At 37.5% G+C, this 25918-nt stretch carries 23 protein-coding genes; 3 read left to right on the top strand and 20 right to left on the bottom strand.

The features are described 5' to 3' along the window. Nucleotides 1–289 precede the first annotated feature (289 nt). The 3 genes from PQQ29_RS01500 (at nt 290) to PQQ29_RS01490 (ending at nt 2381) form a co-directional block, all read left to right on the top strand. A complete protein-coding gene (locus tag PQQ29_RS01500) occupies nt 290–1231 on the top strand; it encodes an L-lactate dehydrogenase (protein WP_003772488.1) in 942 nt (313 codons plus the stop codon). A gap of 76 nt (nt 1232–1307) precedes the next feature. Further along, on the top strand, nt 1308–1982 hold the full coding sequence (locus PQQ29_RS01495; protein ID WP_010990292.1) for a DNA alkylation repair protein: 675 nt from the start codon (nt 1308–1310) through the stop codon (nt 1980–1982). Nucleotides 1983–2048: 66 nt separating this feature from the next. After that, nucleotides 2049–2381 (top strand): putative heavy metal-binding protein, encoded by a 333-nt coding sequence (locus PQQ29_RS01490; RefSeq protein ID WP_003725735.1) that lies wholly within the window; start codon nt 2049–2051, stop codon nt 2379–2381. Nucleotides 2382–2429: 48 nt separating this feature from the next. Here the strand turns inward: PQQ29_RS01490 and PQQ29_RS01485 are convergent, their stop codons facing one another. The 20 genes from PQQ29_RS01485 to PQQ29_RS01390 form a co-directional block, all read right to left on the bottom strand. Continuing rightward, nucleotides 2430–2891, bottom strand: coding sequence for a YehR family lipoprotein (locus PQQ29_RS01485; RefSeq protein WP_003772492.1), 462 nt, complete (start codon nt 2889–2891; stop codon nt 2430–2432). A gap of 360 nt (nt 2892–3251) precedes the next feature. Next, nucleotides 3252–4208 carry a ribose-phosphate diphosphokinase gene (locus PQQ29_RS01480; protein ID WP_003764989.1) on the bottom strand — a complete coding sequence of 319 codons (957 nt, stop codon included), beginning with the start codon at nt 4206–4208 and terminating at the stop codon, nt 3252–3254. A 50-nt stretch (nt 4209–4258) separates the two neighbouring features. After that, nucleotides 4259–5632: a bifunctional UDP-N-acetylglucosamine diphosphorylase/glucosamine-1-phosphate N-acetyltransferase GlmU gene (gene glmU, locus PQQ29_RS01475; RefSeq protein WP_010990291.1), complete on the bottom strand. Its 1374-nt coding sequence runs from the start codon at nt 5630–5632 to the stop codon at nt 4259–4261. A 388-nt stretch (nt 5633–6020) separates the two neighbouring features. Further along, complete coding sequence (spoVG, locus tag PQQ29_RS01470; RefSeq protein ID WP_003722726.1) at nt 6021–6329, bottom strand: septation regulator SpoVG; 309 nt, start codon at nt 6327–6329, stop codon at nt 6021–6023. 118 nt (nt 6330–6447) lie between these two features. After that, complete coding sequence (gene spoVG, locus PQQ29_RS01465; protein ID WP_003728886.1) at nt 6448–6756, bottom strand: septation regulator SpoVG; 309 nt, start codon at nt 6754–6756, stop codon at nt 6448–6450. A 686-nt stretch (nt 6757–7442) separates the two neighbouring features. Further along, nucleotides 7443–8651: an ABC transporter permease gene (locus PQQ29_RS01460; protein WP_010990290.1), complete on the bottom strand. Its 1209-nt coding sequence runs from the start codon at nt 8649–8651 to the stop codon at nt 7443–7445. After that, on the bottom strand, nt 8648–9340 hold the full coding sequence (locus PQQ29_RS01455; RefSeq protein ID WP_010990289.1) for an ABC transporter ATP-binding protein: 693 nt from the start codon (nt 9338–9340) through the stop codon (nt 8648–8650). Before PQQ29_RS01455 ends, PQQ29_RS01460 begins: the two co-directional genes overlap by 4 nt. Nucleotides 9341–9388: 48 nt before the next feature. Continuing rightward, entirely contained in the window at nt 9389–10066 is a 678-nt protein-coding gene (locus tag PQQ29_RS01450; protein WP_010990288.1) for an efflux RND transporter periplasmic adaptor subunit, read from the bottom strand. Between the two features lie 172 nt (nt 10067–10238). After that, nucleotides 10239–11057 carry a pur operon repressor gene (gene purR, locus PQQ29_RS01445; protein ID WP_003759983.1) on the bottom strand — a complete coding sequence of 273 codons (819 nt, stop codon included), beginning with the start codon at nt 11055–11057 and terminating at the stop codon, nt 10239–10241. A 163-nt stretch (nt 11058–11220) separates the two neighbouring features. Then, nucleotides 11221–11958, bottom strand: a complete 738-nt coding sequence (chbG, locus tag PQQ29_RS01440; RefSeq protein WP_010990287.1) for a chitin disaccharide deacetylase — start codon at nt 11956–11958, stop codon at nt 11221–11223. 21 nt (nt 11959–11979) lie between these two features. Next, the gene (gene ispE, locus PQQ29_RS01435) at nt 11980–12855 is read right to left on the bottom strand and encodes a 4-(cytidine 5'-diphospho)-2-C-methyl-D-erythritol kinase (protein ID WP_003759978.1); all 876 of its coding nucleotides are present in this window, start codon (nt 12853–12855) and stop codon (nt 11980–11982) included. 138 nt (nt 12856–12993) lie between these two features. Next, nucleotides 12994–13251, bottom strand: coding sequence for a biofilm formation stimulator Veg (gene veg / locus PQQ29_RS01430; RefSeq protein WP_003718261.1), 258 nt, complete (start codon nt 13249–13251; stop codon nt 12994–12996). Nucleotides 13252–13370: 119 nt separating this feature from the next. Next, the gene (gene rsmA, locus PQQ29_RS01425) at nt 13371–14258 is read right to left on the bottom strand and encodes a 16S rRNA (adenine(1518)-N(6)/adenine(1519)-N(6))-dimethyltransferase RsmA (protein WP_003772508.1); all 888 of its coding nucleotides are present in this window, start codon (nt 14256–14258) and stop codon (nt 13371–13373) included. Beyond that, a complete protein-coding gene (gene rnmV, locus PQQ29_RS01420; RefSeq protein WP_185325156.1) occupies nt 14251–14826 on the bottom strand; it encodes a ribonuclease M5 in 576 nt (191 codons plus the stop codon). Before rnmV ends, rsmA begins: the two co-directional genes overlap by 8 nt. A 101-nt stretch (nt 14827–14927) precedes the next feature. Continuing rightward, nucleotides 14928–16145, bottom strand: coding sequence for a resuscitation-promoting factor (locus PQQ29_RS01415; protein WP_003772511.1), 1218 nt, complete (start codon nt 16143–16145; stop codon nt 14928–14930). A gap of 291 nt (nt 16146–16436) precedes the next feature. Further along, the gene (locus tag PQQ29_RS01410) at nt 16437–17210 is read right to left on the bottom strand and encodes a TatD family hydrolase (protein WP_187983786.1); all 774 of its coding nucleotides are present in this window, start codon (nt 17208–17210) and stop codon (nt 16437–16439) included. Between the two features lie 99 nt (nt 17211–17309). Then, nucleotides 17310–18971, bottom strand: coding sequence for a glycoside hydrolase family 13 protein (locus tag PQQ29_RS01405; protein WP_187983787.1), 1662 nt, complete (start codon nt 18969–18971; stop codon nt 17310–17312). Nucleotides 18972–18974: 3 nt separating this feature from the next. Further along, complete coding sequence (locus PQQ29_RS01400) at nt 18975–21266, bottom strand: glycoside hydrolase family 31 protein (RefSeq protein WP_010990283.1); 2292 nt, start codon at nt 21264–21266, stop codon at nt 18975–18977. A gap of 2 nt (nt 21267–21268) precedes the next feature. Then, nucleotides 21269–24571, bottom strand: a complete 3303-nt coding sequence (locus tag PQQ29_RS01395) for a glycoside hydrolase family 31 protein (protein ID WP_147732814.1) — start codon at nt 24569–24571, stop codon at nt 21269–21271. A gap of 82 nt (nt 24572–24653) precedes the next feature. Next, complete coding sequence (locus PQQ29_RS01390) at nt 24654–25910, bottom strand: ABC transporter substrate-binding protein (protein ID WP_003759948.1); 1257 nt, start codon at nt 25908–25910, stop codon at nt 24654–24656. Nucleotides 25911–25918: the final 8 nt, after the last annotated feature.

The following is a 25918-nucleotide window of genomic DNA, read 5'->3' as shown; positions in this document are numbered from 1 at the left end:
AATCACTCCACTCATTCAATTTTGGTACATCTACATTATATCTACCCTTTAGAAAAATAGCAAAACAAAGCAAAAGCCTTATTTCTATTTAAAAGGTTTATAATTCTCAATAAAAGGTAAACAGAAAATAGCGAACCGCTCCTAATGCAGACGCTTCCAAACTGTACTATAGCGTTTTCATAAATTTATTATAACAACTTTTTTAAATTCAGGACGTTCAATGCTTCACAAATGAAAAATTCATGTTATACTGTACTAGTAAATAGATTTTTTATAGGAGGAATTCGAAATGAAAGATCATCAAAAAATTATTTTAGTTGGCGACGGAGCAGTTGGTTCTAGTTATGCATTTGCTTGTGTAAACTTAAGTATCGGACAAGAATTCGGCATTATTGACATAGATAAAGACAGAACAATCGGGGATGCGATGGATTTAAGCCACGCCGTTCCATTTTCCACACCGAAGAAAATCTACTCAGCAAATTATAGCGACTGCCATGATGCAGACTTAGTTGTTGTCACTGCTGGGACTGCACAAAAACCTGGTGAAACTCGTTTAGACTTAGTAAATCGTAACATCAAAATCATGAAAGGCATTGTGGATGAAGTTATGGCTAGCGGATTTGATGGCATCTTTTTAATCGCGTCTAACCCAGTAGACATCTTAACTTACGCTACATGGAAATTCTCAGGCCTTCCAAAAGAACGCGTTATCGGTTCTGGAACAAGCCTTGATACAGCACGTTTCCGTATGTCGATTGCCGATTACTTAAAAGTGGACGCTCGTAACGTCCATGGTTATATCCTCGGCGAACACGGCGACACAGAATTCCCAGCATGGAGCCATACAACAGTTGGTGGCCTTCCAATCACTGAATGGATTAACGAAGACGAACAAGGTGCAATGGATACTATTTTCGTAAGCGTTCGTGATGCAGCTTATGAAATTATCAATAAAAAAGGCGCTACATTCTACGGCGTTGCTGCGGCTCTTGCTCGTATTACAAAAGCGATCCTAAATAACGAAAATGCGATTTTACCACTTTCTGTTTATTTAGATGGCCACTATGGTATGAACGATATTTACATCGGCGCACCAGCAGTAGTTAACCGCCAAGGAGTTCGCCACATTGTCGAAATGAACTTAAACGACAAAGAAAAAGAACAAATGAAAAACTCCGCGGATACACTTAAAAAAGTTCTAGACGATGCAATGAAACAAATCGACTAATATTCTTAATTCCTAAAAGCATGCGATTTTGCATGCTTTTTTGTTATACTTAATTTATTCGAGAGGAGTGACGCGTATGATTACTTTTGACCAACTTGACACCGAGCTACAAGCCTTAGAAAACCCCAATACGATTAAAATTTTTCGTAATCACGGTTGCCCGGATTCATTAGATCTTTACGGACTAAAAATTGGAGACTTAAAGAAAATTATCCGCCGTGAAAAATTAACTAAAAACCATGAACTGGCCGTAGAGCTAATCGAATCAAATAACAGCGACTTAATTTATCTTGGTTTACTTGCGGTCAATCCAAACAAAGTAACTACCGAGCAAATCGAAAAATGGAATGTAGCTTTTCGCGAAACATGGTCACAACTCACCTTTGGACTAGCATCGATCGTAAGCAAACGTGATGATGCACTCCTTTTTGCAAAGAAGTGGATTGAGAGCGAGTATGATTTAACTAAATCCATGGGCTGGCAGATTTATAGCGAGCATATTAACAACTTGCCTGAAGCAGAGGCATTACTCCAACGCGCGAAAGAAACATTACAATCCGAATCAAATAGAACTCGCTATTCAATGAACGGCTTTATTATCACTTGCGGAATTTACAAAGACGATTTGCATGAAAAAGCAATTGAAGCCGCAAAATCAGTTGGAAAAGTTCACGTAAACCTAGGAAAAACTTCTTGTAAAGTTCCAGATGCAATTTCTTATATTGAAAAAGCGCGAAATCGGGTAAATTAAGCAGATATCCTTTGACTAGAAAAAGTACTAAGAGGTATGATAAAAGAAAACTGGAGGGATAAAACCATGATTGTAACAACCTCACCAAATATTGAAGGCAAACAAATTATCGAGTATAAAAAAATCGTTTTCGGCGAAGTCATTACTGGTGTTAATTTTATGAAAGACATCGGAGCCGGACTTAGAAATTTCTTCGGGGGCCGTTCGCAAGGCTATGAAGATGAACTTATTAACGCTCGCGAGGAAGCAATTCGCGAAATGGAACAACGCGCGAAAGATATTGGTGCAAATGCCGTTATTGGTGTTGACATTGATTATGAAGTGCTCGGTGCAGATAATGGCATGTTAATGGTTACTGCTTCCGGTACTGCCGTTGTTATTGAAGCGCAAGATTATTAAGCAAAAAGAAGTATCCGACTGGTCGGATACTTCTTTTTTACTACTAGCTTATTTTTCGACTTCTTTAAAGCCTTGAGATTTCAACATTTTTTCAGATTCTTTCATACTAATCCCTTTAGACACATCTCCGGTTGATGCCATACCAGGTAATTTCTTAAGGTCTTCAGAAGATATTTTCGTGTAATCTACTTCTAATGTTTCAATAGCTTTGTCATCTTTATATTCAATGCTTTCTTTCAATCCTTCAATGTTTTGGAATTTCTCACTTGTTTCTTTAAGCATTTTTTCTGCTTCTTCTTTTGTTTTAATGCCCATTGAAGTATATAACATTGTGTTTTCAGCAGTTTGCTTAGTAACTTTGTCCCCTTTATAAGTGTAAGTTAATTTCGAATCCACACCATTTTGAGAAAGTGAAAAGGTCTTACTTTCTTCCTTATCCCCACATGCTACTAACATAACTGCCATAATCATTACAAATAAAACTGTTGTTCCCTTTTTTAGCAATTTCATAGCTGTTCCTCCTAATTAGTCTTTTGTACTATTTAAGAGTACCTAACAAACAGAGCCATTACAATAGACATTCTGTGAACTTTATCCACCAAATCTCCTGTGCAAAATTTGTAATAATCATCTCAAACAACGAGTTCAAAACTGCTCTAACTCCTGCTTTCCCCAACCATTTATCCCGAATTAAAGTTATCACACCCTCATTTAAAGCAAAGATAAAAATAGACTTTCAAAAGGGAGATTTTATATAAAGTGTATATTTCCCGTCTTGATTATTAACTGGTTTAATCAAAAACACGATTTTAAATTAAAAAAGGATTTCTCTATGAATAATCACAGAAAAATCCTTTTTAGTTTTAAATTTTATTCAAATAAAGAACTTACAGAAGCATTTTCATGAACGCGAACGATCGCTTCACCAAGAAGAGCTGCTACAGAAAGTTGCTCCATTTTATCGATCCATTTTTCTTCTGGAAGAGCGATGGAGTTTGTTACAACTAGTTTTTCGATTGGTGAATCTTCAATACGTTTCATTGCTGGGCCAGAAAGAACTGGGTGCGAACAACATGCGTATACTTTTGTCGCGCCAGCTTCACGTAATGCTTTTGCAGCAAGCGTGATTGTTCCAGCTGTGTCGATAATGTCGTCAATGATAATACAAACTTTTCCTTCAACATTTCCAACGATGTTCATTACTTCAGCTACGTTTGGACGCGGACGACGCTTATCAATGATAGCAATCGGCGCTTTCAAACGGTCAGCCATTTTACGAGCACGTGTAACCCCGCCGTGGTCAGGTGAAACTACAACTAAATCATCACCTAAATGACGTTCGCTGAAATAGTCACTTAGAAGGCGAACTGCATTCAAATGGTCAATTGGAATATCAAAGAAACCTTGGATTTGCGGTGCATGCATATCAAGTGTAATCATTCTAGTTGCACCAGCAGTTTCGATTAAGTTTGCTACTAATTTCGCTGTGATTGGTTCACGACTTCTTGCTTTACGGTCTTGACGTGCATAACCATAGTAAGGCATAACAATATTAATTGTTGCTGCGGAAGCGCGTTTCAACGCATCAATCATGATCAAAAGTTCCATTAAATTCTGGTTTACAGGATTACTCGTTGATTGAATAACATATACATGACAACCACGGATACTTTCTTCAATGTTAATTTGGATTTCTCCATCACTAAAATGAGTAACGCTTGATTTCCCTAACTCAATACCTACTTCTTTCGCAATCTCTTCAGCTAGTTCACGATTAGAATTTAGCGAGAAAATCTTCAACTTTGGATCAAAATACTCGTTTGACATAATCAGCCTCCACTATTTTTTATTAAAATTTTAAACTTTCCAATAGGAAATTATTTACCGTGATTCAAATGTTTCGCGTAGCCAAGTTTGTTATCTTGTTTCGCGCGAGCAATACCTAACGCATCTTCAGGAACATCTTTTGTAATTGTGGAGCCCGCTGCTATGAAAGCACGATCTCCCACTTTGACAGGTGCAATCAAATTCGAATTACATCCAACAAAGACATTATCACCAATGATGGTTTTTGCTTTATTTTTGCCATCGTAATTAACAGCAATACTTCCGCAACCAACATTGACGTTTTTACCAATTTCCGCATCTCCCATGTAAATGAAATGAGGTAATTTAGTTCCTTCACCGACAACTGCTTTTTTGGTTTCGACGTAATTTCCGATTTTCACATGATTATGAATATCAGATTCTGGTCTCAAGTGAGCGTATGGTCCGATTTGAACGTCATCACCGACTTTACTTTCAAAAATCGAGGAATTTCTGACGTGCACGCGTTCACCGATTACACTACTTACGATTTCTGAACCGCTCGTTACCACGCAATCATCACCAATTACAGTCTTGCCACGAAGCATTACTCCTGGCTCAATAACTGTATCTTGACCTATTTTTACATCTATATCAATATACGTGTTTTCCGGATTAACAAGTGTTACTCCATTACGCATATGATTCTCATTGATTCGACGTTGCATTAATTTGGAAGCTTCAGCTAAAGCAATTCGATCATTTACTCCAAGTGACTCTTCGAAGGACTCCATTTTGTAAGCTGCAACAACTTCGTCCGCATCTTTTAAAATTTTAATAACATCTGGTAAGTAATATTCGCCTTGCACATTATCATTAGAGACATTTTCCAAAGCTTCAAAAAGAGCTTTATTATCAAAGCAATATGTGCCGGTGTTAATTTCTGAAATGCGTTGTTCTTTTTCTGTCGCATCTTTATGTTCAACGATTTTTTCGACAATACCAAGATCATCACGGATAATACGTCCGTATCCTGTAGGGTCTTCAATAACGGTTGTAAGAATAGTTGCTTTTGCTCTTTTTTCATGGTGATATTTTAATAAAGCTTCCATTGTGCTAGCTTCGATTAAAGGTGTATCTCCACAAACAACTAACGTCACACCATCTTTTCCTGCAAGTTCTGATTTCGCTTGAAGTACTGCATGCGCCGTTCCAAGTTGTTCATCTTGTTTCACGAATTCGCTCTTACCTGCTAAATGCTCTTGCACTTTCTCAGCACCATGACCTACAATTGTAACCACTTTATCAACATCAAGTGTCGAAATTTGGTCTACTACATGTTCGACCATTGGTTTTCCACAAACAGGATGTAATACTTTGTATAATTTTGATTTCATCCGTGTGCCTTGGCCAGCAGCAAGCACTACAGCATATCGTTTTGACATTATATAGAACCTCCAATATTCACTATTCATCCACTATGAATGATAACGTAAAATTTGCTTTTTTTCAAGAATGCGCCCAAATAAAAACCCCTACCTACGTTTTTTAGGTAAAGAGGAAATTTAAAGTTTTATTTGTTTGAAAATTCCGAAAGATACAGTGTGGTTATTTATTTGCTTACTAAAAGAGGATTTTACACTTGTGCTACAAAAATGTTTGCTTGAATACATCTGTTTTTGCAACATCACTTAAAATCTCCTCCCTGTTTTTACAATCTGCTTTTAATTATACCATAGCCAAAATAGAAGACCAAGGCTATTTATGATTTTTTTCATAGTTATTCTACACAAAAAGGGCTAGCACTAAGCTAGCCCTTGGAAATTTTTTTAATTATTCAGCAGAAACGGATTCAGATTCTTCTTCTGTTACCGCAGTTGCTTCTTCTTCACCAACGCGCTCATATTCAGCTAAAACAACTTCTTGAATTTTTGCACGAGTATCGGAATTAATTGGGTGAGCGATGTCACGGAATTCACCGTCAACACCACGTTTACTTGGCATAGCTACGAATAATCCGTTATTCCCATCAATAACGCGAATATCATGAACTACAAATTCCTCATCTAAAGTGATTGAAGCAATCGCTCTCATTCTTCCATCAGTTTCTACACGACGTAATCTCACATCTGTTACTTGCATTATTAGTCACTCCTTATCCCATTTGCCTCTCTCAAAAAGAATCTGCTTATCCCAGCTAAAATCTCAGGTAAGTATCCCCCAGCTGTTCCCAACAACGTTCTTCCTAACCGAGGATTTTTTAGTTTTCTTCTACAACACTTTCGTCTGCAGAACTTTCTTCGTTTACTGCTGGCTCGTCCGCTACTTCATAAGCAGCTAAAACGGCTTCTTGAATTTTTGCACGGGTGCCTGAGTTAATCGGATGAGCAATATCTCTAAACTCACCATCCGGCGTACGTTTACTAGGCATAGCTACGAATAAACCCTCGTTGCCATCGATGACACGAATGTCGTGAATAACAAACTCACCATCAATCGTAATTGAAGAAATAGCTTTCATTCTCCCATCTGTCTCAACACGTCGTAATCTCACATCTGTAATCTCCATTATCTTCACCACCTTATTCTAGTTGCGCTGCTAGTAAACAATGCTCACATGCAACATAAGTACACACTCGAGAAAAATTCCCCCATAGAAAAAATCACTTTTATAAGCAAGCAATATTAACGTAAAATTCTTCCCTATGAACATAATAATAAAAAAAACTAAATTTGACAACTTTGTGAATTGTAAACCAAAAAAAATAGTTTTTCTTTGAAAATCATTGACATTTTCAGATTGTTTCTTCAAGTTTTTGTTTTGTATACAATTTTTATCACTAAAGTAACAAAAACGCCGAAACCATTGCTAGCACAGTATCAAGATGTAATCATCATACTATTTTATGGGCAAGAACGCTAGTAAAATGGTGTTAAAATTATGATTTCTCAAAAATAATTGTATACAATTTACAGAGAATTTATGATTTTTCTGAGATCATATATTTACAATTTTAGATGTCTCTATTCATCTCATCTGAATAAGTCAATAAATAGTGTATACCCTGAAAATCCTATTCTAATGCATGATTCAAGAACTTTTTTCTTTTTTCTAGTAAAAAAAAGAACTAAACCCCGATTTGAAAACGCTTAATTGTGACAAAAACATTAAATATAGATGACAAGACAACTTAAAGCACTAATTTTAGTTAAAAAAAGAAATCCGAAATACACAATTCCGGATTTCTTTTTTCGTTACTCTGATCTTAAAGCGTCGATTGGTCTTAATTTAGATGCTTTATTCGCAGGGGCGATACCAAATATTACGCCGATGCATAAGGAGAATACAAACGAGAAGATAATGGTTCCAGCTGTTATTCCTGACGATATGCCAGCAACTGAGCCGAATATCAATGCGCCTGAAACGCCGATAAGAATTCCAATAATCCCGCCGCAAACACTAATAACAATAGATTCTATTAGGAATTGTAGCAGAATTGCTCGTTTTTTAGCTCCTAACGCTTTTCTTATACCTATTTCTCTCGTTCTTTCACTAACAGAAACAAGCATAATATTCATAATTCCAATCCCACCTACTACAAGCGAAATGGCCGCAATTGCACCAAGCGCAGTAGTTAACGTAGTGCTAATTGTATTGAACGCGTTAAGAATTTCTTGTTGATTAATGACTTGATAAGATGGTCCCATTTGAGCAGAAGAAGCATTTTCTTCTTGTTCTTTTTCATTGCCAAACTTAATAGCGAGGCGAGATTCTAATGTATTTACTACAAAATCAACATCTTCAGCAGATTTTGTTTCTACGTAGATAGTACGGACATTTGTATCTTTTAGTAATCGTTGAGCCGAAGAAATCGGGATAAAGATTTGGTCGTCACTCGAGCCCATCATAGAAGCGCCTTTTTCTTTAAGAACGCCAACTACTTTGTAAGGCATGCCATTCAATCTAATTGTTTCACCGATTGGATTACCGAAACCAAATAGATCACTGGCTACCGTAGAGCCTATTACAGCTACTTTCTGGCCATATTCCGTATCAATCGGTAATAGGAAGCGCCCCTCTTTCATTTCTAAGCTACGAGCCGCTTTGTACTGGTCATTCGTCCCAATGACTTTATTGCTTGAACTTTTATAATCGTATGTTGCATTAACTTGACCAGATAGCTCTGGAGATACACTTTTTACGCCATCGATATTTTGATATTTCATTACTTCATCATAAGTATACTTGTCATTTGGATTTACCGAACTATTAACTACTGTGATTAAATTGGAGCCTAAATCGCCCATTTGGTCGTCTACTTCTTTCGTTACACCATTACCTAGCGAGACTAACAGAATAACAGATGCAACCCCAATAATAATACCCAACATCGTTAAAAATGATCTAAGTTTACTTGCTTTTAATTGTTTCCACGCCATTTTCATACTTTGGAGAACGTTCATGCTTTTTTCGCCTCCTCGTGGAATAGCTTACCATCTTGAATACGAATACTTCTTGTTCCGTAAGAAGCGATGGTTGGATCATGGGTAATCATTACAATGGTATTTCCCGCTTTGTTTAATTCCTGTAAGATACCCATTACTTCTTTACCTGTTTTTGAATCAAGAGCTCCTGTTGGCTCATCTGCTAAAAGAATTTGTGGATTACCGGCAAGTGCGCGCGCAATAGCTACACGTTGTTGCTGTCCGCCTGATAGTTGAGTTGGTAAGTTTTTTCGTTTTTCTAGTAAACCAACTTTTTCTAAGCATTCGATTGCAGCTTTTTCGCGTGCTGAAACACTTAGCCCAGCATAAATTAAAGGTAATTCTATATTTTCAAAAGCAGATAATTTAGGAAGCAAGTTAAACTGCTGAAAAATGAAACCGATTTTCTTATTTCTAATTTCGGATAATTTGTTGTCACTTAATTTAAATACATCTACATTATCAAGGTGATAGCTGCCTTCATCTGGAACATCCAAACAACCAATCATATTCATTAAAGTTGATTTACCGGATCCAGATGGACCAACGATGGATAAAAACTCACCTTTTTCAACGGTAAAAGTAACATCGTCTAATGCTTTAAACGTTTCTCCGCCTAGTGTATATGTTTTCGTTAAATTTTTCATGTCAATTAGCGGTTTTGGCATGTTTATCCCTCCTTCATACTATTTATCTAATACGTATATACAAAAAACTTAGCTAGGAGCACCTGGAACTGTGGAAGTTTCTTGTGTAGGAAGGATTACTTTTTGGTCTTTTTTAACGCCGTTAGTGATTTCGATATTATCTTCGTTGTGAAGACCAGTTTCTACAAATTTCTTCACTTTTTTCGTTTTGCCATTTTCTTGTTCTTCTGGAACTAGTACATAATATTTATCATCGCTGTCTTTTTGAACAGCTTCAATCGGTACGTAAAGTGCATCTTTTTTCTCTTTTACTAAAATTGAGGCATCAGCAGTCATACCGGCCTTCAAATCGTCTGTTTTATCAAGAGAAATAATCACAGAGAAACTAGACACGCCATTTTGGACTTGACCTTGTTCTGCAATTTCTTTTACTTTTCCTGTGTATGTTTTGTCAGGAAGTGCTGTTACTGTGATTTTAACTTCTTGGTCTTTCTTGATGTTAGGAATATCCAGTTCATCCATTTGCGCTACTAGTTGAAGCTCATCATAATCTGGAACTTGTGTGTTTTGCGGCGAAATCGCACCTGTTCCTGTAGCGTTGATTTTCATATCCCCTTGTTTCACTTTGGCTGTAACTAATTTTTCTTGTGTTACGGAACCGCTATTTTTTGACAGCAAGAAAACCGCACCCGCGGCAACCACTGCGATAATTACGATAACAATTAACCATTTAACCCATTTTTTCATGAATGTTCTCCTTCTGCTTCTTATGAATAGAAGCCCTGTATTTTATGTAGCAATGATAGGTTTCATTCTACCACAAAAGTTAACTGAGTGAAGTACATCGCAAGTCTGATTTGTTTTTAGTATCACTTAACGAAAATAAAAAACCCTAGAAAATTCTTCTAGGGTTTATCAATTAGTTATTAAAGTAATTTCCGTCAACTACTTCAATTTGTTTTTCTTTCATGTTGACGTTTTTAATTTTGACAAGTGAAACGTAATCATCGACTAAACGTTCCTCTGCATATTCAGATTCAACTAGAACGCCAATACCTACTAAATGCGCATTGAATTCTTCTAGTAAATTCTTCATCCCATTAATCGTACCGCCAGCTTTCATAAAGTCATCCACGATTACTACGTTAGATCCTTCTGCTAAGCTTCGTTTGGATAGTTCCATTTTTTCGATTCGTTTAGATGAGCCTGAAACATAGTTAATGCTCACTGTAGAACCTTCAGTAACCTTACTATCTCGGCGCACGATAACGAAAGGTACACTCAAATGCTCAGCAACAGCTTGTGCAATAGGAATCCCTTTTGTTGCCACAGTCATAATTGCATCTATTTTTTGATTGTTAAATTTGGTAGCTAAAATTTTACCAATTGCTTTAAGCGTCACTGGCTCCCCAAGTAGGTCTGAAAGGTACAAATACCCTCCTGGAAGTAGACGGTTAGGTTCCGCGATTCGGTTACACAACGTATGTACAAAATCAAGCACATCGTCATTTCCCGCTATTGAAATATACTGTACTCCACCAGCAGCACCCGGAACAGTTTCAAGTGTCCCAATCCCTCTATCTTCAAATGTTTTCTTTATGATAACCAAATCTTCACTAATAGAAGACTTAGCTGAGCCATAACGTTCAGCAAACATCGTAAGCGGCACTAACTTTCGCGGATGCGATAATAGAAACTGCGTCATATCAATTAATCGTTCACTGCGACGAATCTTCATAATCTCTCTCCCTTTGATAAAATTCCGTATATTAAAAAGCTATTTCACGTATTTTGTCCGTATTTTCTCTATTATAAAACGTTTTCTATAAAATTGACAACTTTTATTCTTTTAAAGTATTAAAAAGCCTGTCAAATAAACATCCTTTGACAGGCCAATGCTTTTATAAATCACGGAAACTAATAATTTCTACTTCTTGTTGGCCTAAATATGCTTGTAATTCTCTTGAAGTTAGAATGGAAACTTCTTTGATGCGCGGCTCTACATAACTGGATATTTCTCGCAGCGTTTCATCGATATACGCTGGATGAGTCATCACTTCCACGACATCGTTTGTTCCGATATGCTCTTGTACTATTTTTTTAATTGTTTCAAAAGATACGCCATCTGCATAGAAAGATGTATCGAATAAATCTGGTGTTTTAATGGCGCCAAAATCAGAAACATCTGAATGACGTCTAATACTTACACCATATTTTTCTGCCAACTTATGTTGAACTGGATAAATTAACGGTTCGATGGAATGATGTGTATCAAAGTGCGAAATAGTGATTCCTGCGCCCAAAATCTTCTCAATTTGTGCTGTTAATTCGCGCTCCACTTCTTCCATATCCACGTTAGCTAAACCAGACTCAAGCGCCGTATAGTTTTTGCGGAAACGCCCGTTATCGTCCGTTAATGTTTCTAACCCTTGAAGTAACGGATAACCGAATGTAAGGGTCAAATGAGCACCAATATCCAGTCCAGGATTTTCTTTCGCTACTTCTACAGCCAAATCAAAAGCCGGGCTGTTAGCAAGAAGTGTAGTTGATTTTACAACACCTCGTCTATACGATTCTAAAATACCATAAACTGCTCCTGGGCTAATTCCAAAGTCATCTGCATTAAAAATAATTTTCATTTGTCTGACCCCTCTCATCCATTAATTAATCGTATCGTTTTCGCTTTCACTCCACGGTCTAACCATATAAACTTCCTCACAAAAGCCACGCAAGCCATTATAGACACGTTTCGCTCTTGAATACTGTTTGATGAGCGCAAACACTGTCGGGCCGCTACCACTCATTAGAGCCGCCTCAGCACCAAATGCTAACATCCGGTCCTTAATTCGCTTAACTTGTGGATTTTTTTCTAGCGTTACAGACTCTAATACGTTTCCTGTTGAAGCAAAAATTCCGTCTAAATCACCATTTTTGATAGATTCAATCATTTTTTCTGTGTTAGGGTGTTCTACATTATCTACTTGTAATTCTTTATAAATCGTTGGTGTCGACACGCTAATGCTAGGTTTAGCTAGTACTATCCAACAACCAGGCATATTAGGCAATGCAGAGATTTTTTCTCCACGTCCAGTCGCAAGAGCAGTTCCACCATATACGCAAAAAGCTATGTCAGAGCCGATTTCGGAACTTATTTCTGCTAATTCTTCTATCGAAAGACCGAGCTCCCAAATGATATTTAAACCTTTGAGCGCAGCAGCAGCATCCGAACTCCCACCAGCTAATCCCGCTGAAACTGGAATGTGCTTATCAATTGTGATGCGCACTCCCATTTTTATGTTAAAACGATTTTTTAAGAGGAGAGCCGCTTGATAAATCAAATTACGACGATCTTCCGGAATAAAATGCGCTTTTACATCTAGCACAATCTTATCCTCGTCTAAGCGTTCTAAGAATAATCTGTCAGCAAGATCTATTGTTGTCATCACCATTTCCACTTCATGATAGCCATCTTCACGTTTGTATAGCGCATCAAGCGAAAGATTAATTTTAGCTGGTGCTGTTATGCTTATTTTCATTTTTCTTGGCCTCCGCGTTCAAAATCTCTTTTTCTATTCTATCATATGAAAGAAAAAATATGTAGCTAGCGGTCCAAAAGGGTTTCTATGTAAAGCAAAAACCGAACCATACTAAACGGTTCGGTTACTTCAGCTTCATTATAAAGCTAATTCTTTATTATCATCTGTAAATACAAGTTCTACTGCGTCTGTTAAGATATCCGTATAACTATAGGATACTCTTTCAAAGTTGTTTTCATCTTGATCAAGCTCCACAATGAAAACGGATGGATATGTTTCAGCTAGGATACCGCAACGTTCAATCGTTTTCTTACGACCGCCGTTTGCTTTCAATGTCAATGCTTTACCTAATCTAGAATCTAAATTCGTCTTAATGCTTGCAATGGTTTTTGGCATTTATTTTCCACCTCACTAATATCAATTATAGCACAGATGGGCTTCGAAATCAATAACCAAATATTTTAACAGTTGGAAGGGCTAGCTGTCAACTAAGAAAGCGCTCTTTTTGAAAAAAATTATTTTTCTGCGAGGAAATCAGCAAGAAAGTTACTTAATTTAGCGAATTCTGGTATATCAAGCGTTTCTCCGCGTCTAATTAAGTCTATACCAATTGCATTTAAACCTTCTACCAACTCTTCTTTACGCGGTTTTAAGGCCGGGAACTTGGATGCTAAATTATTCCATAGCGTTTTTCTTCTTTGAGCAAAAGATGCTCTTGTTACTTCAAAGAAAAACTCTTCGTCGTTTACTTTTGCTAATGGTTCTTTACGGCGTTTTAAATGAATAACGGCAGAATCGACATTAGGTTGCGGCATAAAGACAGTTTTTGGAACAATAAATGCTAGTTCTGCTTCCATGTAAAATTGGATAGCAATGGTTAAGCTACCGTAACTCTTTGTGCTTGGAACTGCGCTAATTCGGTCAGCAACTTCTTTTTGCAACATAAAAGTCATCGAGTCTGCTGGGATATTATCATGAAGTAATTTCAAAATAATCGGGGTAGTTACATAATAAGGCAGGTTTGCCACAATCTTAAGAGGCAGTTCAGGTTTCGCAAATTGTTCAGTGATCACTTCAGCAACATCGGCTTTGAGCACATCATTATGGACAACGCGCACATTATCGTAGTTACTAAGTGTGTCATCCAGAATCGGTAACAAGCGTTGATCAATTTCGAACGCAACGACTTCATTTGCTGTTTTGGCCAACTGCTCAGTTAGAGCGCCGATTCCTGGTCCGATTTCGATGACATTCGTTTCTTTCGTAATTTCAGCTGTATCGGTAATCCGTGTCAAAATATTGCTATCGATGAGAAAATTTTGACCGAGACTTTTTTTAAATAAGAAACCATATTTTTTTAAAATTTCCGTAGTTCTTCCGGGAGTTGCAATATCTTTACTCATTTTCTTCCTCCTGCATAATCGTTTGGCACGCGGCTACTAATCGTTCTTCACTAATGGCAAATGATTCCAACCTTGTTTGCAATTGTTTTCCATTCGTATAGCCGATTTTTAAAATGTTGCCGAGTTTTTCTCTACGTTCTTTTGCTCCGATTCCACCTAGAAGACCTAAGTGAATAAGGGTTTCTTTGGAGATATATTGTTTTTCAGTTGGTACGCTGCTTGTATGAAAGTGCTCTAAAGCTTCTCTAATATGGGCGCTGCTCGCATGTTCTACACCGAGTCCACGTCCTGCTTTTGGTAGAGCGTCTTGCCGATTAATGAATGCATGTTTACATCCTGGTACCGCAGAATCAATTTGTTTTCTAATTTTTTCGCCTGGGAAATCTGGGTCCGTAAAAATAATGACTCCCCGCAGTTCTTGAGCGTGTCTAATCTTTTCAATTGTTTCTTGTGAAAGTGCTGAGCCATTGGTTTCGATAGTATCTGCAATAACTGAACGATTGATTGCAGTTGTATCGTCACGTCCTTCTACAACAATAAACTCATGTATTACAGGCTTCCCGCTCATATTGATAACATCCTTTTTTATAAAATAAGTAAATACATCATACCACATTTTGGGCAAAGAAAAAACGAGGCCCTATGAGTCAGCCTCGTTTTTATACGAAATTAGTTTAACACTTTTACAGTAACCATTCTTCTACCCCATGAGTAGCATTGGCTTTCATTTGGGAAATAAACGTCAACGATATTTCCTTTGATAACGCCGCCAGTGTCTCCAGCGATTGCTTCGCCGTAACCTTCAACCCATACTTTAGAACCTAGTGGGATAACGTTTGGATCAACTGCGATTACTTTCATTCCAGGGTTAGCACTTAGGTTAATACCATAAGCTGTCATACCGCCACCTGAATATGCTGTTGATTCCATACGATAAGTTTTACCACCTGATGGAGCTGATGAAGCGTTAGAAGTGGTTGCTTTTGAAGATGAAGCATTTGCGATTTGTGATACTTTCGCTTTTTCTTTTGTGCCACGTACAACTACTTTATCTGTCTTTTCAGAAGTAACGTTTTCTTTAATGACATCGCGTTTTGTTTCTTTGTCATTTTCAAAAGTTACATTATACTCGACAACTTTTTCGCCATTTTTACCTTCTTGAACGACTTTTTCAACGCCTTTATTTAGGCTATCGTCTTCTTTATAAACTGTTTCAAATTTGATTTGTTCATTTTTCTTTTCTGCTTTTGAATTGACGTATGTAACTTGTACGGTCATTTTTTCCTTTAAGTTACTGTCTTTAGCAGGTGACACGCGGTCATCTTTATCAAGTTTGATGTTTTTCTCTGTTAGTAAATCACTAACTTTTTTCTTAGTTGTCCATACTGTATCTTTTTTAGTTCCGTTTTGTAAGGAAAGTTCAATGGCACGGTTAATGTTAACCTCTAGGCCATTTTTTAATTTAGTATCTAATGCAACATTTAAAACATCTTGTGGACGAGTAGTAATATTTTCGTCTTTAAGCAAGTCTGCTACGTTTGTTTTTGTGCTCCAAACGTTTTTCTTTGTACCATTATCATTTATTGTAACTTGACGAGCTGGAAGATATTTAATTTCCATACCGTCTTTAATTTCCGCATTTTTTCCTGGCGCGATTTCATCTTGTGCACTTACTTTAATTCCTGCTTCATCTAATGCTTCAGAAACTGTTTTAGCATGTGTTCTTGATTCAATTTTTTCACCAGCGTTTACTATAGTGATATCGTTTTTAGTTCCTTCGAAAACGAAATAAAAAACCAATGCTACTACAATAACAAATCCTGCAATCATGATTGGTAATTTCCATTTTGATGATTGGGCTACGTTACTGCTGTTTTCCATGGTCATGTATTTCTCCCCTTTCTACTTCGCTAGTGATTATATACAGGGGACTAAAGAACTGTCAATTTTTTCTATAGTTTGTTCACACCTTCGCAAACTTAAAGCATAAACGTTGGTATAAAGCCATTTTCAAATATAAAATTTTTAAAAAGTGTCAAATGTAACAGAAATGTGTCATTTTTCTACGTCTCTGGTCGTAGGCATGAAATAAGGGTTTTTGTCCAAGTAGTAATTTTTATCTTCCAGAAGCTTAAGATTGGGTTACAGACTCGGCCTTATATTACAATTATGTTACAATCAGTCTTTGATTTTAAAAAGTCTTTTCGCGTTTTCTGTTGAGTGCGTAGCGATTTCGCTATATTTCATTTCTTTCAGTTCTGCAATTTTTTCGGCAACTAACTTGACGTATCCTGGTTCATTTCTTTTTCCACGATTTGGGGTTGGAGCGAGATATGGGGCGTCAGTTTCTATTAATAAACGGTCAATTGGTATAGCTTGGGCTGCGATTTTAGGTAATTTTGCGTTTTTAAAAGTGACTGTTCCGCCGAATGAAATATAAAAATTCATTGCTAAACATGCTTCCATTACTTCGACTGTTTCGCCAAAACAATGCATAATTCCGCCTATTTCTTCGGCATGTTCTTCTTGCAAAATGCGAACTACATCTTCTGTGGCTTCGCGATTATGAATCACTATCGGTAAATTCACTTCTTTAGCTAAACGAATTTGCTTTCTAAAAACTTCAAATTGGGTTTCTTTTGGTGAAGTATCCCAGTGATAATCCAAGCCCATTTCGCCCAAAGCAACTACTTTTTTGTGTGTAAGAGCTAAATCGCGTAACCATTCTAAATCTTCGTCTGTGAAGGTAATAGCGTCTGTAGGATGCCAGCCGACGATTAGATAGATAAAATCATATTTATCGGCTAATTTAAGTGCCCGGTCAATTGTTTCTTTATTAAAGCCTACAACGGCCATACGGGTCACGTCGTTTTCTTTTGCGCGTTTTATTACTTCTTCTATATCATCATCAAAAGCCTCGTCATTGAGGTGTACATGCGTATCAAATAGCACGAGAATTCCTCCTAATAAAATCATTTCCTTCTATTATACTATAATTTTTGATGCAAACAAAAAAAGCCACTTAAAACGCAAGTGGCTTTTCTGGTCTGTTTATTTAATTTGATAAACTTTCGCTTCGTATGGTCGTAAAGTTCCTTCTATAATATCAGGAACATTATTTGCAAGTACGGAGCCTTTTTTGATGTCGTTTAAAATATTTTCATCTGTAATAACTTGCTCTTCTTCTGTGAAATTACATAAGACGACTAATTTTTCATTTTCTGTATAACGTTCATATGCGAAAATCGCTTCATCTTTTGGTAATAACAGGCGATAATTACCAGTTGTGATGATTTCTGTTGTTTTGCGTAACTTAATTAGGTTTTGGTAGTAGTAGAAAATCGAATCTGGATTTTTCAGCGCTTCTTCGTTGTTGATTTCTGTATAACGCGGGTTAACTTTAAGCCACGGCGTTCCGGTTGTGAAGCCAGCATTTTCGCTATTATCCCACTGGTATGGTGTTCTTGCGTTGTCGCGTCCTTTAGTGTAAATAGACTGCATAATGCTTTCGTGGCTGTGTCCTTGCTCTTTACGTTCTTTATACATGTTTAATGTTTCTATATCTCGATATTCTTCCAGCGTTTCAAAATGAACATTAGTCATCCCGATTTCTTCACCTTGATAAATGTACGGTGTTCCTTTCATCATGTGCAGACATGTTGCAAGCATTTTCGCCGAACGAACGCGGAAACGATTATCATTCCCAAAACGAGAAACAATACGTGGTTGGTCATGATTGTTCCAATATAAACTGTTCCAGCCGTTTTCTTGAAGCGCTACTTGCCACTCGGACATGTTTTCTTTTAAATCTGGTAAATAGATTGGTTTTAAATCCCATTTGTTGTCGCCGTCGGAATCTAAGTTCATATGCTCAAATGTAAAAATCATATCCACTTCATTATTTGCTGGATTTGTATAAATTTGCGCGTCAGTTGTGCTAGCACCTGGCATTTCGCCAACAGTCATTACATCATATTTGGAAGTTACTTCTTGGTTCATCTCTTGCAAGAACTCATGAATACGTGGTCCATTGCAAAAATCGTTACCTGCATCTCCGTAAATTTGACCTTCTGCAACTGGTCCATCTGGGAAAGCTGTGTTTTTGGAAATGAAGTTAATTACGTCCATGCGGAACCCATCGATACCTTTATCAAGCCAGAATTTCATCATATTATATACATCTTGGCGTAATTTAGGATTTTCCCAGTTTAAATCTGGTTGTTTTTTAGAGAAAAGGTGTAAGTAGTACTCGCCTGTTTTCTCGTCCAATTCCCATGCTGGACCACTGAAAATCGAGCCCCAGTTGTTGATTTCATTTTCTTCACGCCAGAAATAGTAATCACGATAAGGGTTGTCTTTGGATTTCCGAGATTCTTCAAACCATTTATGTTCGTCGGAAGTGTGGTTAACAACTAAATCCATTACGAGTTTCATATCACGATCATGTAAACCTTGTAACAGATTGTCAAACGTTGCCATATCGCCATATTCTTCGTAAATTTTTTGGTAATCGCGAATATCGTATCCATTGTCATCTTGCGGCGAATCATACACCGGAGATAGCCAGATAACGTCTACGCCAAGCTCTTTTAAATAATCTAATTTCTCAATAATCCCTTGAATATCACCGACTCCATCGCCATTTGAGTCATTGAAACTCTTTGGATAGATTTGGTAAACTACGCTTTTTTTCCACCAGTCTTTTTCTTTCATCGATTAAATTCCCGCCCTTGTAATTTTGTCTATTTTTTTACCGAAAACTTCTATAGTAGTAACTTTTTGTTGTAAGTTTTCTTCGCCGTGATGGTCACCATTTATCTGTACTTCGCCGTTTTTGAAAGTAGCAGTGAAAGCTGTTTTGGATATTTTTCCGCTTTCGTATTGGTAGCTTTTGCCATCATCATTATACACGTATCCGCTTGCCTCGTCGTTATCTAAGTATATTTCTAATGCCAAATCTTGTGCTTCTTTTGTATTTTGAACGCTGGTACCTAATGGTAAAATCGTCCCTGCTTTAATATAAATTGGCATAACGTCAATCGGAGCGTCAGCGATAATATAGTCGCCGCCTTCTACTTGCTCTTTCGTCCAATAATTAAACCAAGTCCCTTTTGGTAAGCGAACTAAACGCTTCACTTGGCCTTCGCGAACGATTGGCGCAACGAGGATATTTTCACCTAGCATAAATTGATCGTTCACTTGAATTAAATCGCGTTCCTCTTTAAACTCCATATAAAGTGGTCTAACTATCGGCAAGCCATTCTCCGCAGTTTTTTGGAATTCTGTATAAATATACGGTAAAAAGGTGTAGCGCATTTCAATATATTTCTTCACAATTTTCTCCGCGTCTAGCCCAAATGCCCATGGTTCTTGATAAATGCTATCTTGCACGCAATGGTTTCTAAAATATGGTAAAAACGCGCCGGCTTGTGTCCAGCGTATTAGCATTTCTTTCGTACAGTCAGAAGAAAATCCACCAACATCCGCACCTGTAAATGCGACACCAGATAAACCTAAATTCATAATCATCGGCAGCGACATTTCTAAATGCTCCCAGTGACTACGATTATCCCCCGTCCAAACTGCTGAATAACGCTGAACTCCCGCATAACCAGCACGAGTGAGTGAAAACGGACGCTCGTTTGGCACAAGGCGTTTTAATCCTTCAAAAGTCGCTTTACTCATATACAATCCGTATAAATTATGCGCTTCTTTATGGGTTACATTTTTCCCGTCCATATTGTGTACGACATCTAAATCCATCGTTTTACTTTCATTAAATACAGAGGGTTCATTCATATCATTCCAAATCCCGCGAATGCCTAAGTCTGTGTAAAACTGATGCAAATCTCCCCACCAGCGTTGAACAGTCGTACTTAGGAAATCCGGGAAAGCACTGACACCTGGCCAAACATCACCATAATAAATCGCACCTTCAAGTTTACGGCAGAAATAATGATGCTTGATCCCTTCTTGATATACGGAATAATTAACATCTTTTTTAATTCCCGGATCAACAATTGGCACAACATCAATGTTTTGTTCACGAAGACGCGCAATTAGTTCTGGTCCATTTGGAAAAGTATCCGGGTTAAAAGTGAACACCCGAAAATCATCCATATAATGTATATCCATAAATACGCAGTCTAGCGGAATTTCTTTTTCTTTAAAAGTGTTGGCAATTCGCTCTACTTCTTCTTCCGATGTGTAGCTATATCTTGATTGATGATAACCTAATGACCATTTTGGCGGAAGTGGGGTTTTTCCTGTTAAATTCGTGTAGTTTGCGACAACTTCTTTGACATCTTCACCAAAGATAACGTATAAATTTGCTTGCCCGCCTTCTGCTAAAATCGTATACATCTCTTCAAAACTTTGAAAATCAAATTCTGTCCGATGTGAATTATCGTAAAACAGGCCGTACGTTGTTTCCTCCGTATCTGCAATCATAAATGGGATGGATTGATATAGTTCCACTGTATCTTTATTATGCGGACTGTATACGTCTGTATTCCACATGCTAATAATGGAACCAGCTTTATTTAACGCTCCTGTTTTTTCACCCAGCCCAAAAATCGCGGTTCCAGGCTTACTTTGGATAGAAATTTGGTGTTCTTTATCACGATTAATTGCCAGTCCTTCTGTTTGGAAAATGGTTTTTCCAGCTTGCTTCATTATAATTTGGAAAGGATTTTTTGAAACGATAAGTTTTTTATCTGCAAATTGAAGTTCGTAATGATCATTTGTTTCAGTGAACACGGCAGCTTGTTTTTCCGTGTCGTTAATTGCCGCAATAGAAGGTGTCAGATCCGCTTCACCAAACGGATTCACTGTTACGCGTGCAATTTTTTCATTAACAAAATAACAACTGAAATGACCGACATCAAGTGTGCCAGTTAGGCAATTATTCGCCCAACTAGCTGTTTTCACTTGGTTTATTTTTCTCGGGAAAGCTGTTTTTTGTTTTACGTTAGATGGTAAAATAGCAAAACTTGTGGAAGCATCCATCGTTATCTTCCTTTCTTTATTTGTACTTTTTTGGTCGTTCCAATTACTTCAACTTCGTATTCTGGCGTATTTGTTTGAACGGAGATAGTTACTTCATCCGCATTTTCGGTAACTTTTACTAGCCATTTTTCTGATAAATGGTCAGTAATTTCTTCAGTGAAATCGCCGTCTAAATAAACTTTGAGTAATGGTGTATCGTATTCCTCCACTGTATTTCCAACCCATGAGCCGAGTTTTAAAGTGGCATCAACGTTACATAGCACGGCTTTACCGCCACGAATGAATACTGGAATTTCTTCTTTATCCGCTTTGCATTTACGTAGAGTTGGTCCGTTCACTTTTGTTCCGTTCCAGAAATCATACCAAGTTCCTTCTGGCAGATAAACTTCTCTGGAGCGCACGCCGTCTTCAATCACTGGTGCAATCAGCATTGCTTCCCCAAATAAGTACTGGTCATACATATCAGAAACACGAGGATCTTCTTTATAATCCAGTAGAAGCGCACGCATCATCGGTAAGCCTGTTTCGACGCATTTTAACGATTCATTATAAATATAAGGTAAAATGTTCATTCTTACATTCGCGAAATGACGGTATATTGGAATAACCGAGTCATCACCAGTCCTTGAGGCAATGTTCCACGGTGTCCGGTCTTGGTTGAATTCGGCTTTACTTTCGGCATGATACTGCATAATTGGGCAGAAAGTAGCCATTTCAGCAGAACGGATAAATAGTTCGGCAGTTGGAATGTCACCATTAAATCCTGCAAAATCAAAGCTCCAAAACGGAATTCCAGAAAATCCAGCTGAAAGTCCAGCAATAAGGGATCTTCTAAAAGCGTCAAAAGTCGATCTTTCATCACCAGCCCAGTGAGCCGGGAAGTTTTGAGCGCCCGTATAGCCAGCGCGACTAAATGTCATGCCATCATTTTGTTGCGCAAATTGATAATAAGCTTCCACATAGTCATTTGGATAAAGATTACGCATTTCATCGCCACGTCTACCATCAGCAAACTGCAATCCTTCTCCAAAAACGAATTCGCCGCCATCTGTTTTAAAGCCATCAACGCCAATATCAATCAAATATTGTCGTTTATCAAACCACCATTTTTTTCCTTCTTCATTGGAGAAATCCATTATCAAGCTTTCGGTGAACCAGTTTTCCGGAATACGGTACGGCGAGCCATCCGGATTTTTCACCACATATCCTTTTTCAATCATATAGGCTTCTTCACGGTCTTTTAGTGGGTGTTGTTGACGGTTTAAGTATTTTTGAATCGGAATTTGCCAAAGAATTAATTTCATTTTGTTGTCATGGATGTAGTCAACCATCCCTTTTGGATCTGGCCATCTGCCCCATGAAGGGAACCGAATTTCATCATAAGAATATGCTTCTGAAGGTGCTTTTTCATCATATTCGGCGTCATTGAACATATAATAAGTTGCTTCATCGCTCCATTGTTCTAATACGACAACCGTTGACGGAATTTGCAACTCTTGCGTTGTTTCTACTTCATTTCGAACGACAGATTCGCGGTCCCAGTTATTACTAGACATCCACGGTCCAAGCGCCCAGACTGGAACCATTGCAGGCTTGCCAGTTTTTTTCATATAATTAGCAACTGCACTACGAATATCTCCCATTAAAAGACATATATCTGTATCGCAGCCATTTATTTCGACTGTAATTGTATGCTTGTCCGCTAATTGGTTACCTAAATCAAAACTTGTGTAACGAGCGGTATCAACGAACACACTATAATCACGATTCGTATGATAAAACGGCATCGGGATGTAGGTTCTTGTTCCTTGGTCGCGGTACTGATTATAAACAAAGCAATCAAGCACATTCCCGCGCTGACCTAATGCATTGTATCGTTCACCGAAGCCGTAATACTCTTCTTCTTTTGGCGCGTCTAAATGCAGTTTTACTTTGTTAATCGTGCCAGTTTTATCGGTATACCATTGTAACGCTGGGTAAATTTTATGCGATTCTAAAATTAATTTGCCTTTAAAGTGAACCTCAAGACGCACTGGATTATTTGAAACGATAATCTCTAAATCATCTTTTTTCAATTGGCCCGATGATTTTGTTTTAACATTGCTCGCTTCAAATGAAGGTTTTAATCCGATTACAAGTTCATCTGATTTCACGGCGAACTCGACCGGGATGACACTTGATGGATTTTCTTTAAATAAAACCATTAAGCCTTGCTCTGTTTCACAAATTGCTGCTTCTTCTGACCAGTGTTTCCAGATTGGTTCGACAGTATAATCATCTGATGTCAAAGTGGTTTGATCTTTCATTGTCGCCCGGAAATAATAGGTATATTCGCCAACTTCTTCTAACGGCGGAACGAGTGCTTCCCAGATTTGGACATCATTTTTCTCTTTTTTCTCACATAAAATGGTCCAGTCTTTTTCTTTTAATACAAGTTCAACTTGGATTGCTTCGATTCCAGAAATTACTTCACACGCAGCCGAAAAATGCATTTCTGTTTCGGGATAATGTGGCGTACGTTCAGTTAACTGCTGCTCATAGCGATTTTCATTCCCGAAAGGATCGTGTGAAATATGTGCTGTTACTTCACTTTCCATCGCCCGGAAAGCTTGATTAATTTCAATAAAAATCGCGCCAAGTTCATCATTATCTTCCATTTTCATTGCCATATTCAAATAGTGTAACGCTTTATCTTGGTCGCTTTTTTCTAAGAAATATAGCGCCATTAGAGCCGTTGCAAAGGAATTAACTTTCGGAGCTCCTGAATAAGGCAGTACTCCATCATCTTGCACTAATTGTTGTTCCATTTTGCCAACAGCCGCCACCATTACAAGATCTTCGGGCGAAAATAACCCAAACGGAAGCACGGATAAAAGCTGGTCGGTTGACACTTTTCGCGTGTTAAAGCCAGTAAGGATGCTATCACCTTTTAATAAATTATCAAAACAATAGTCGCGGATAATTGTAATTGTTTGTTGTAACTCCGGTTTTGGAAAAGTGTTTTTCACATCTAATAATGCAGAGTATACACTTGAAATAGTTGCTAAATAAATATCATTTTCACCTGAACCCCAAATAGACTTTTCAGGACGATTCCAGTTTTCAACTAAAAATGCAATTACTGGCTCTACTTCTTCTCTGTCATAATGGTTGATTTTACTGCTAAGCCATAGCCAAGACGCGGTTTCAAGTACTGAATCAGTTGTAAAGTCAGGTTTTGTTTCCAGTAGGATTGGCTTGATATTTTCATTTTTTCCTTCTATTAAATGCAAGTAACCCTGCATTAATTTTGTGAATTTAGACATGTTTTATTTCCTTTCTTGGATATACTAAAGTGGCAGTCTAATTTGTAAAGGTACTTACAAACTTCCCTGCCACTCTCGTTACTTATTTAAAGCCCATTGTTTTGTTGATGTTATCTTCACTATTTTTCAGTGCTTTTTCTGGTGTAGATTCGCCGTTTAGCACTTTTTCAAATTCTGAGTTTGTATAATCACTAATTTTGTTCCAATCTTTTACAACTGGAGGTAATACCATATATTGTAAGGACTCAAAAACTGCTTCTCTGTTATCTGGAGGAGTCGCATCTAGATACGGTTGTAAAATTTCTTTATTTTCGGTTGCTGGTAGTTCCCAGTTGTTTGCAATTCTAATTTTTGCCGCTTCTTTATTTGCACTCATGAAGGAAGCAAATTTGAACGCTGCTTCTTTTTTATCTGAGTCTTTAGAAACACCGATTCCATTAGCGAAGAAGTGAGTCGCTTTTTGCTTATTGCCTGCTTCTACTTGTACGTCCCATTTAAATGGTGCATCTTGGAACATATCGAATAACCAAATACCTGTATGAAGCATTGCGATTTGACCATTCATGAATAAGTCTTCTGGTAATTGTCCAGATAAATCAGATGGTGAAGGAGCAACCTTAGATTCTGTTACTTCATTAGTTAAGTGAGTTAATGCTTCTACGTTTTCAGGGCTGTTAATAGTAGTTTTTGTCATATCTTTATCGAAAATTGAACCACCATTTTGTGCAGCTACTTTGAAGAATTCGTTCATTGTTACTGGTTGGGAAGTTCCCCAAACTTTATTTTTAGCATCTGTTAATTTTTTCGCTGCAGCTTCTTCGTCTTTCCAAGTCCAGTCAGCAGTTGGATATTCAACTCCGGCTTTGTCAAAAAGGTCTTTATTATAAATAGTTACAACGTTGGAGAAACTTTCTACCATACCGTATTGTTTGCCGTCATATTTGAAAGCATCATACGCTTGTTTATTAAGAGTAGATGGATCAAAATCTTTATCTTTTTCGATATAGCTTGTTAAATCTGCAAGAACACCTTTTTCAGCGTATTGCATGAATGTTTCGTAGTTAAGTTCAAAGGCATCAGGAGCATCGCCACCTGCGATTTGTGTTTGTAGTTTAGTGAAATAGTCGTTAAATGCGATTGTTTGAACGTTTACTTTAATATCAGGGTTTTGCTTTTCAAATTCTTTTACCATTTTATCAAGTGCTTTTCCATCCGCTGGGGCAGAGAATTGATAATACGTTATTTCCGTTTTATCGCCGCTGCTACTACCACCGCCGCAAGCTGAGAGACCAAATACAGACAGTACAACTACCATTAACAATAATAAACCTTTTTTCATTTGTAACA

The sequence above is a fragment of the Listeria innocua genome (assembly GCF_028596125.1).
In the GTDB taxonomy this organism is placed as follows: Bacteria; Bacillota; Bacilli; order Lactobacillales; family Listeriaceae; genus Listeria; species Listeria innocua.
This window is presented reverse-complemented; position numbering and strand designations above follow the sequence as displayed.

What these genes read in the sequence shown, in the direction of transcription:
- veg (WP_003718261.1), bottom strand. Translation starts at nt 13,251, where the DNA reads ATGCCAAAAACCATTGCAAGCATTAAGACGAATTTAGATTCTAGATTA.
- PQQ29_RS01390 (WP_003759948.1), bottom strand. Translation starts at nt 25,910, where the DNA reads ATGAAAAAAGGTTTATTATTGTTAATGGTAGTTGTACTGTCTGTATTT.
- PQQ29_RS01480 (WP_003764989.1), bottom strand. Translation starts at nt 4,208, where the DNA reads ATGTCAAACGAGTATTTTGATCCAAAGTTGAAGATTTTCTCGCTAAAT.
- PQQ29_RS01400 (WP_010990283.1), bottom strand. Translation starts at nt 21,266, where the DNA reads ATGGATGCTTCCACAAGTTTTGCTATTTTACCATCTAACGTAAAACAA.
- PQQ29_RS01490 (WP_003725735.1), top strand. Translation starts at nt 2,049, where the DNA reads ATGATTGTAACAACCTCACCAAATATTGAAGGCAAACAAATTATCGAG.
- PQQ29_RS01495 (WP_010990292.1), top strand. Translation starts at nt 1,308, where the DNA reads ATGATTACTTTTGACCAACTTGACACCGAGCTACAAGCCTTAGAAAAC.
- rsmA (WP_003772508.1), bottom strand. Translation starts at nt 14,258, where the DNA reads ATGAGTAAAGATATTGCAACTCCCGGAAGAACTACGGAAATTTTAAAA.
- PQQ29_RS01395 (WP_147732814.1), bottom strand. Translation starts at nt 24,571, where the DNA reads ATGTCTAAATTCACAAAATTAATGCAGGGTTACTTGCATTTAATAGAA.
- PQQ29_RS01500 (WP_003772488.1), top strand. Translation starts at nt 290, where the DNA reads ATGAAAGATCATCAAAAAATTATTTTAGTTGGCGACGGAGCAGTTGGT.
- glmU (WP_010990291.1), bottom strand. Translation starts at nt 5,632, where the DNA reads ATGTCAAAACGATATGCTGTAGTGCTTGCTGCTGGCCAAGGCACACGG.
- PQQ29_RS01485 (WP_003772492.1), bottom strand. Translation starts at nt 2,891, where the DNA reads ATGAAATTGCTAAAAAAGGGAACAACAGTTTTATTTGTAATGATTATG.
- PQQ29_RS01450 (WP_010990288.1), bottom strand. Translation starts at nt 10,066, where the DNA reads ATGAAAAAATGGGTTAAATGGTTAATTGTTATCGTAATTATCGCAGTG.
- chbG (WP_010990287.1), bottom strand. Translation starts at nt 11,958, where the DNA reads ATGAAAATTATTTTTAATGCAGATGACTTTGGAATTAGCCCAGGAGCA.
- PQQ29_RS01405 (WP_187983787.1), bottom strand. Translation starts at nt 18,971, where the DNA reads ATGAAAGAAAAAGACTGGTGGAAAAAAAGCGTAGTTTACCAAATCTAT.
- ispE (WP_003759978.1), bottom strand. Translation starts at nt 12,855, where the DNA reads ATGAAAATAAGCATAACAGCACCAGCTAAAATTAATCTTTCGCTTGAT.
- PQQ29_RS01460 (WP_010990290.1), bottom strand. Translation starts at nt 8,651, where the DNA reads ATGAACGTTCTCCAAAGTATGAAAATGGCGTGGAAACAATTAAAAGCA.
- rnmV (WP_185325156.1), bottom strand. Translation starts at nt 14,826, where the DNA reads ATGAGCGGGAAGCCTGTAATACATGAGTTTATTGTTGTAGAAGGACGT.
- spoVG (WP_003728886.1), bottom strand. Translation starts at nt 6,756, where the DNA reads ATGGAGATTACAGATGTGAGATTACGACGTGTTGAGACAGATGGGAGA.
- spoVG (WP_003722726.1), bottom strand. Translation starts at nt 6,329, where the DNA reads ATGCAAGTAACAGATGTGAGATTACGTCGTGTAGAAACTGATGGAAGA.
- PQQ29_RS01455 (WP_010990289.1), bottom strand. Translation starts at nt 9,340, where the DNA reads ATGCCAAAACCGCTAATTGACATGAAAAATTTAACGAAAACATATACA.
- purR (WP_003759983.1), bottom strand. Translation starts at nt 11,057, where the DNA reads ATGAAGATTCGTCGCAGTGAACGATTAATTGATATGACGCAGTTTCTA.
- PQQ29_RS01415 (WP_003772511.1), bottom strand. Translation starts at nt 16,145, where the DNA reads ATGACCATGGAAAACAGCAGTAACGTAGCCCAATCATCAAAATGGAAA.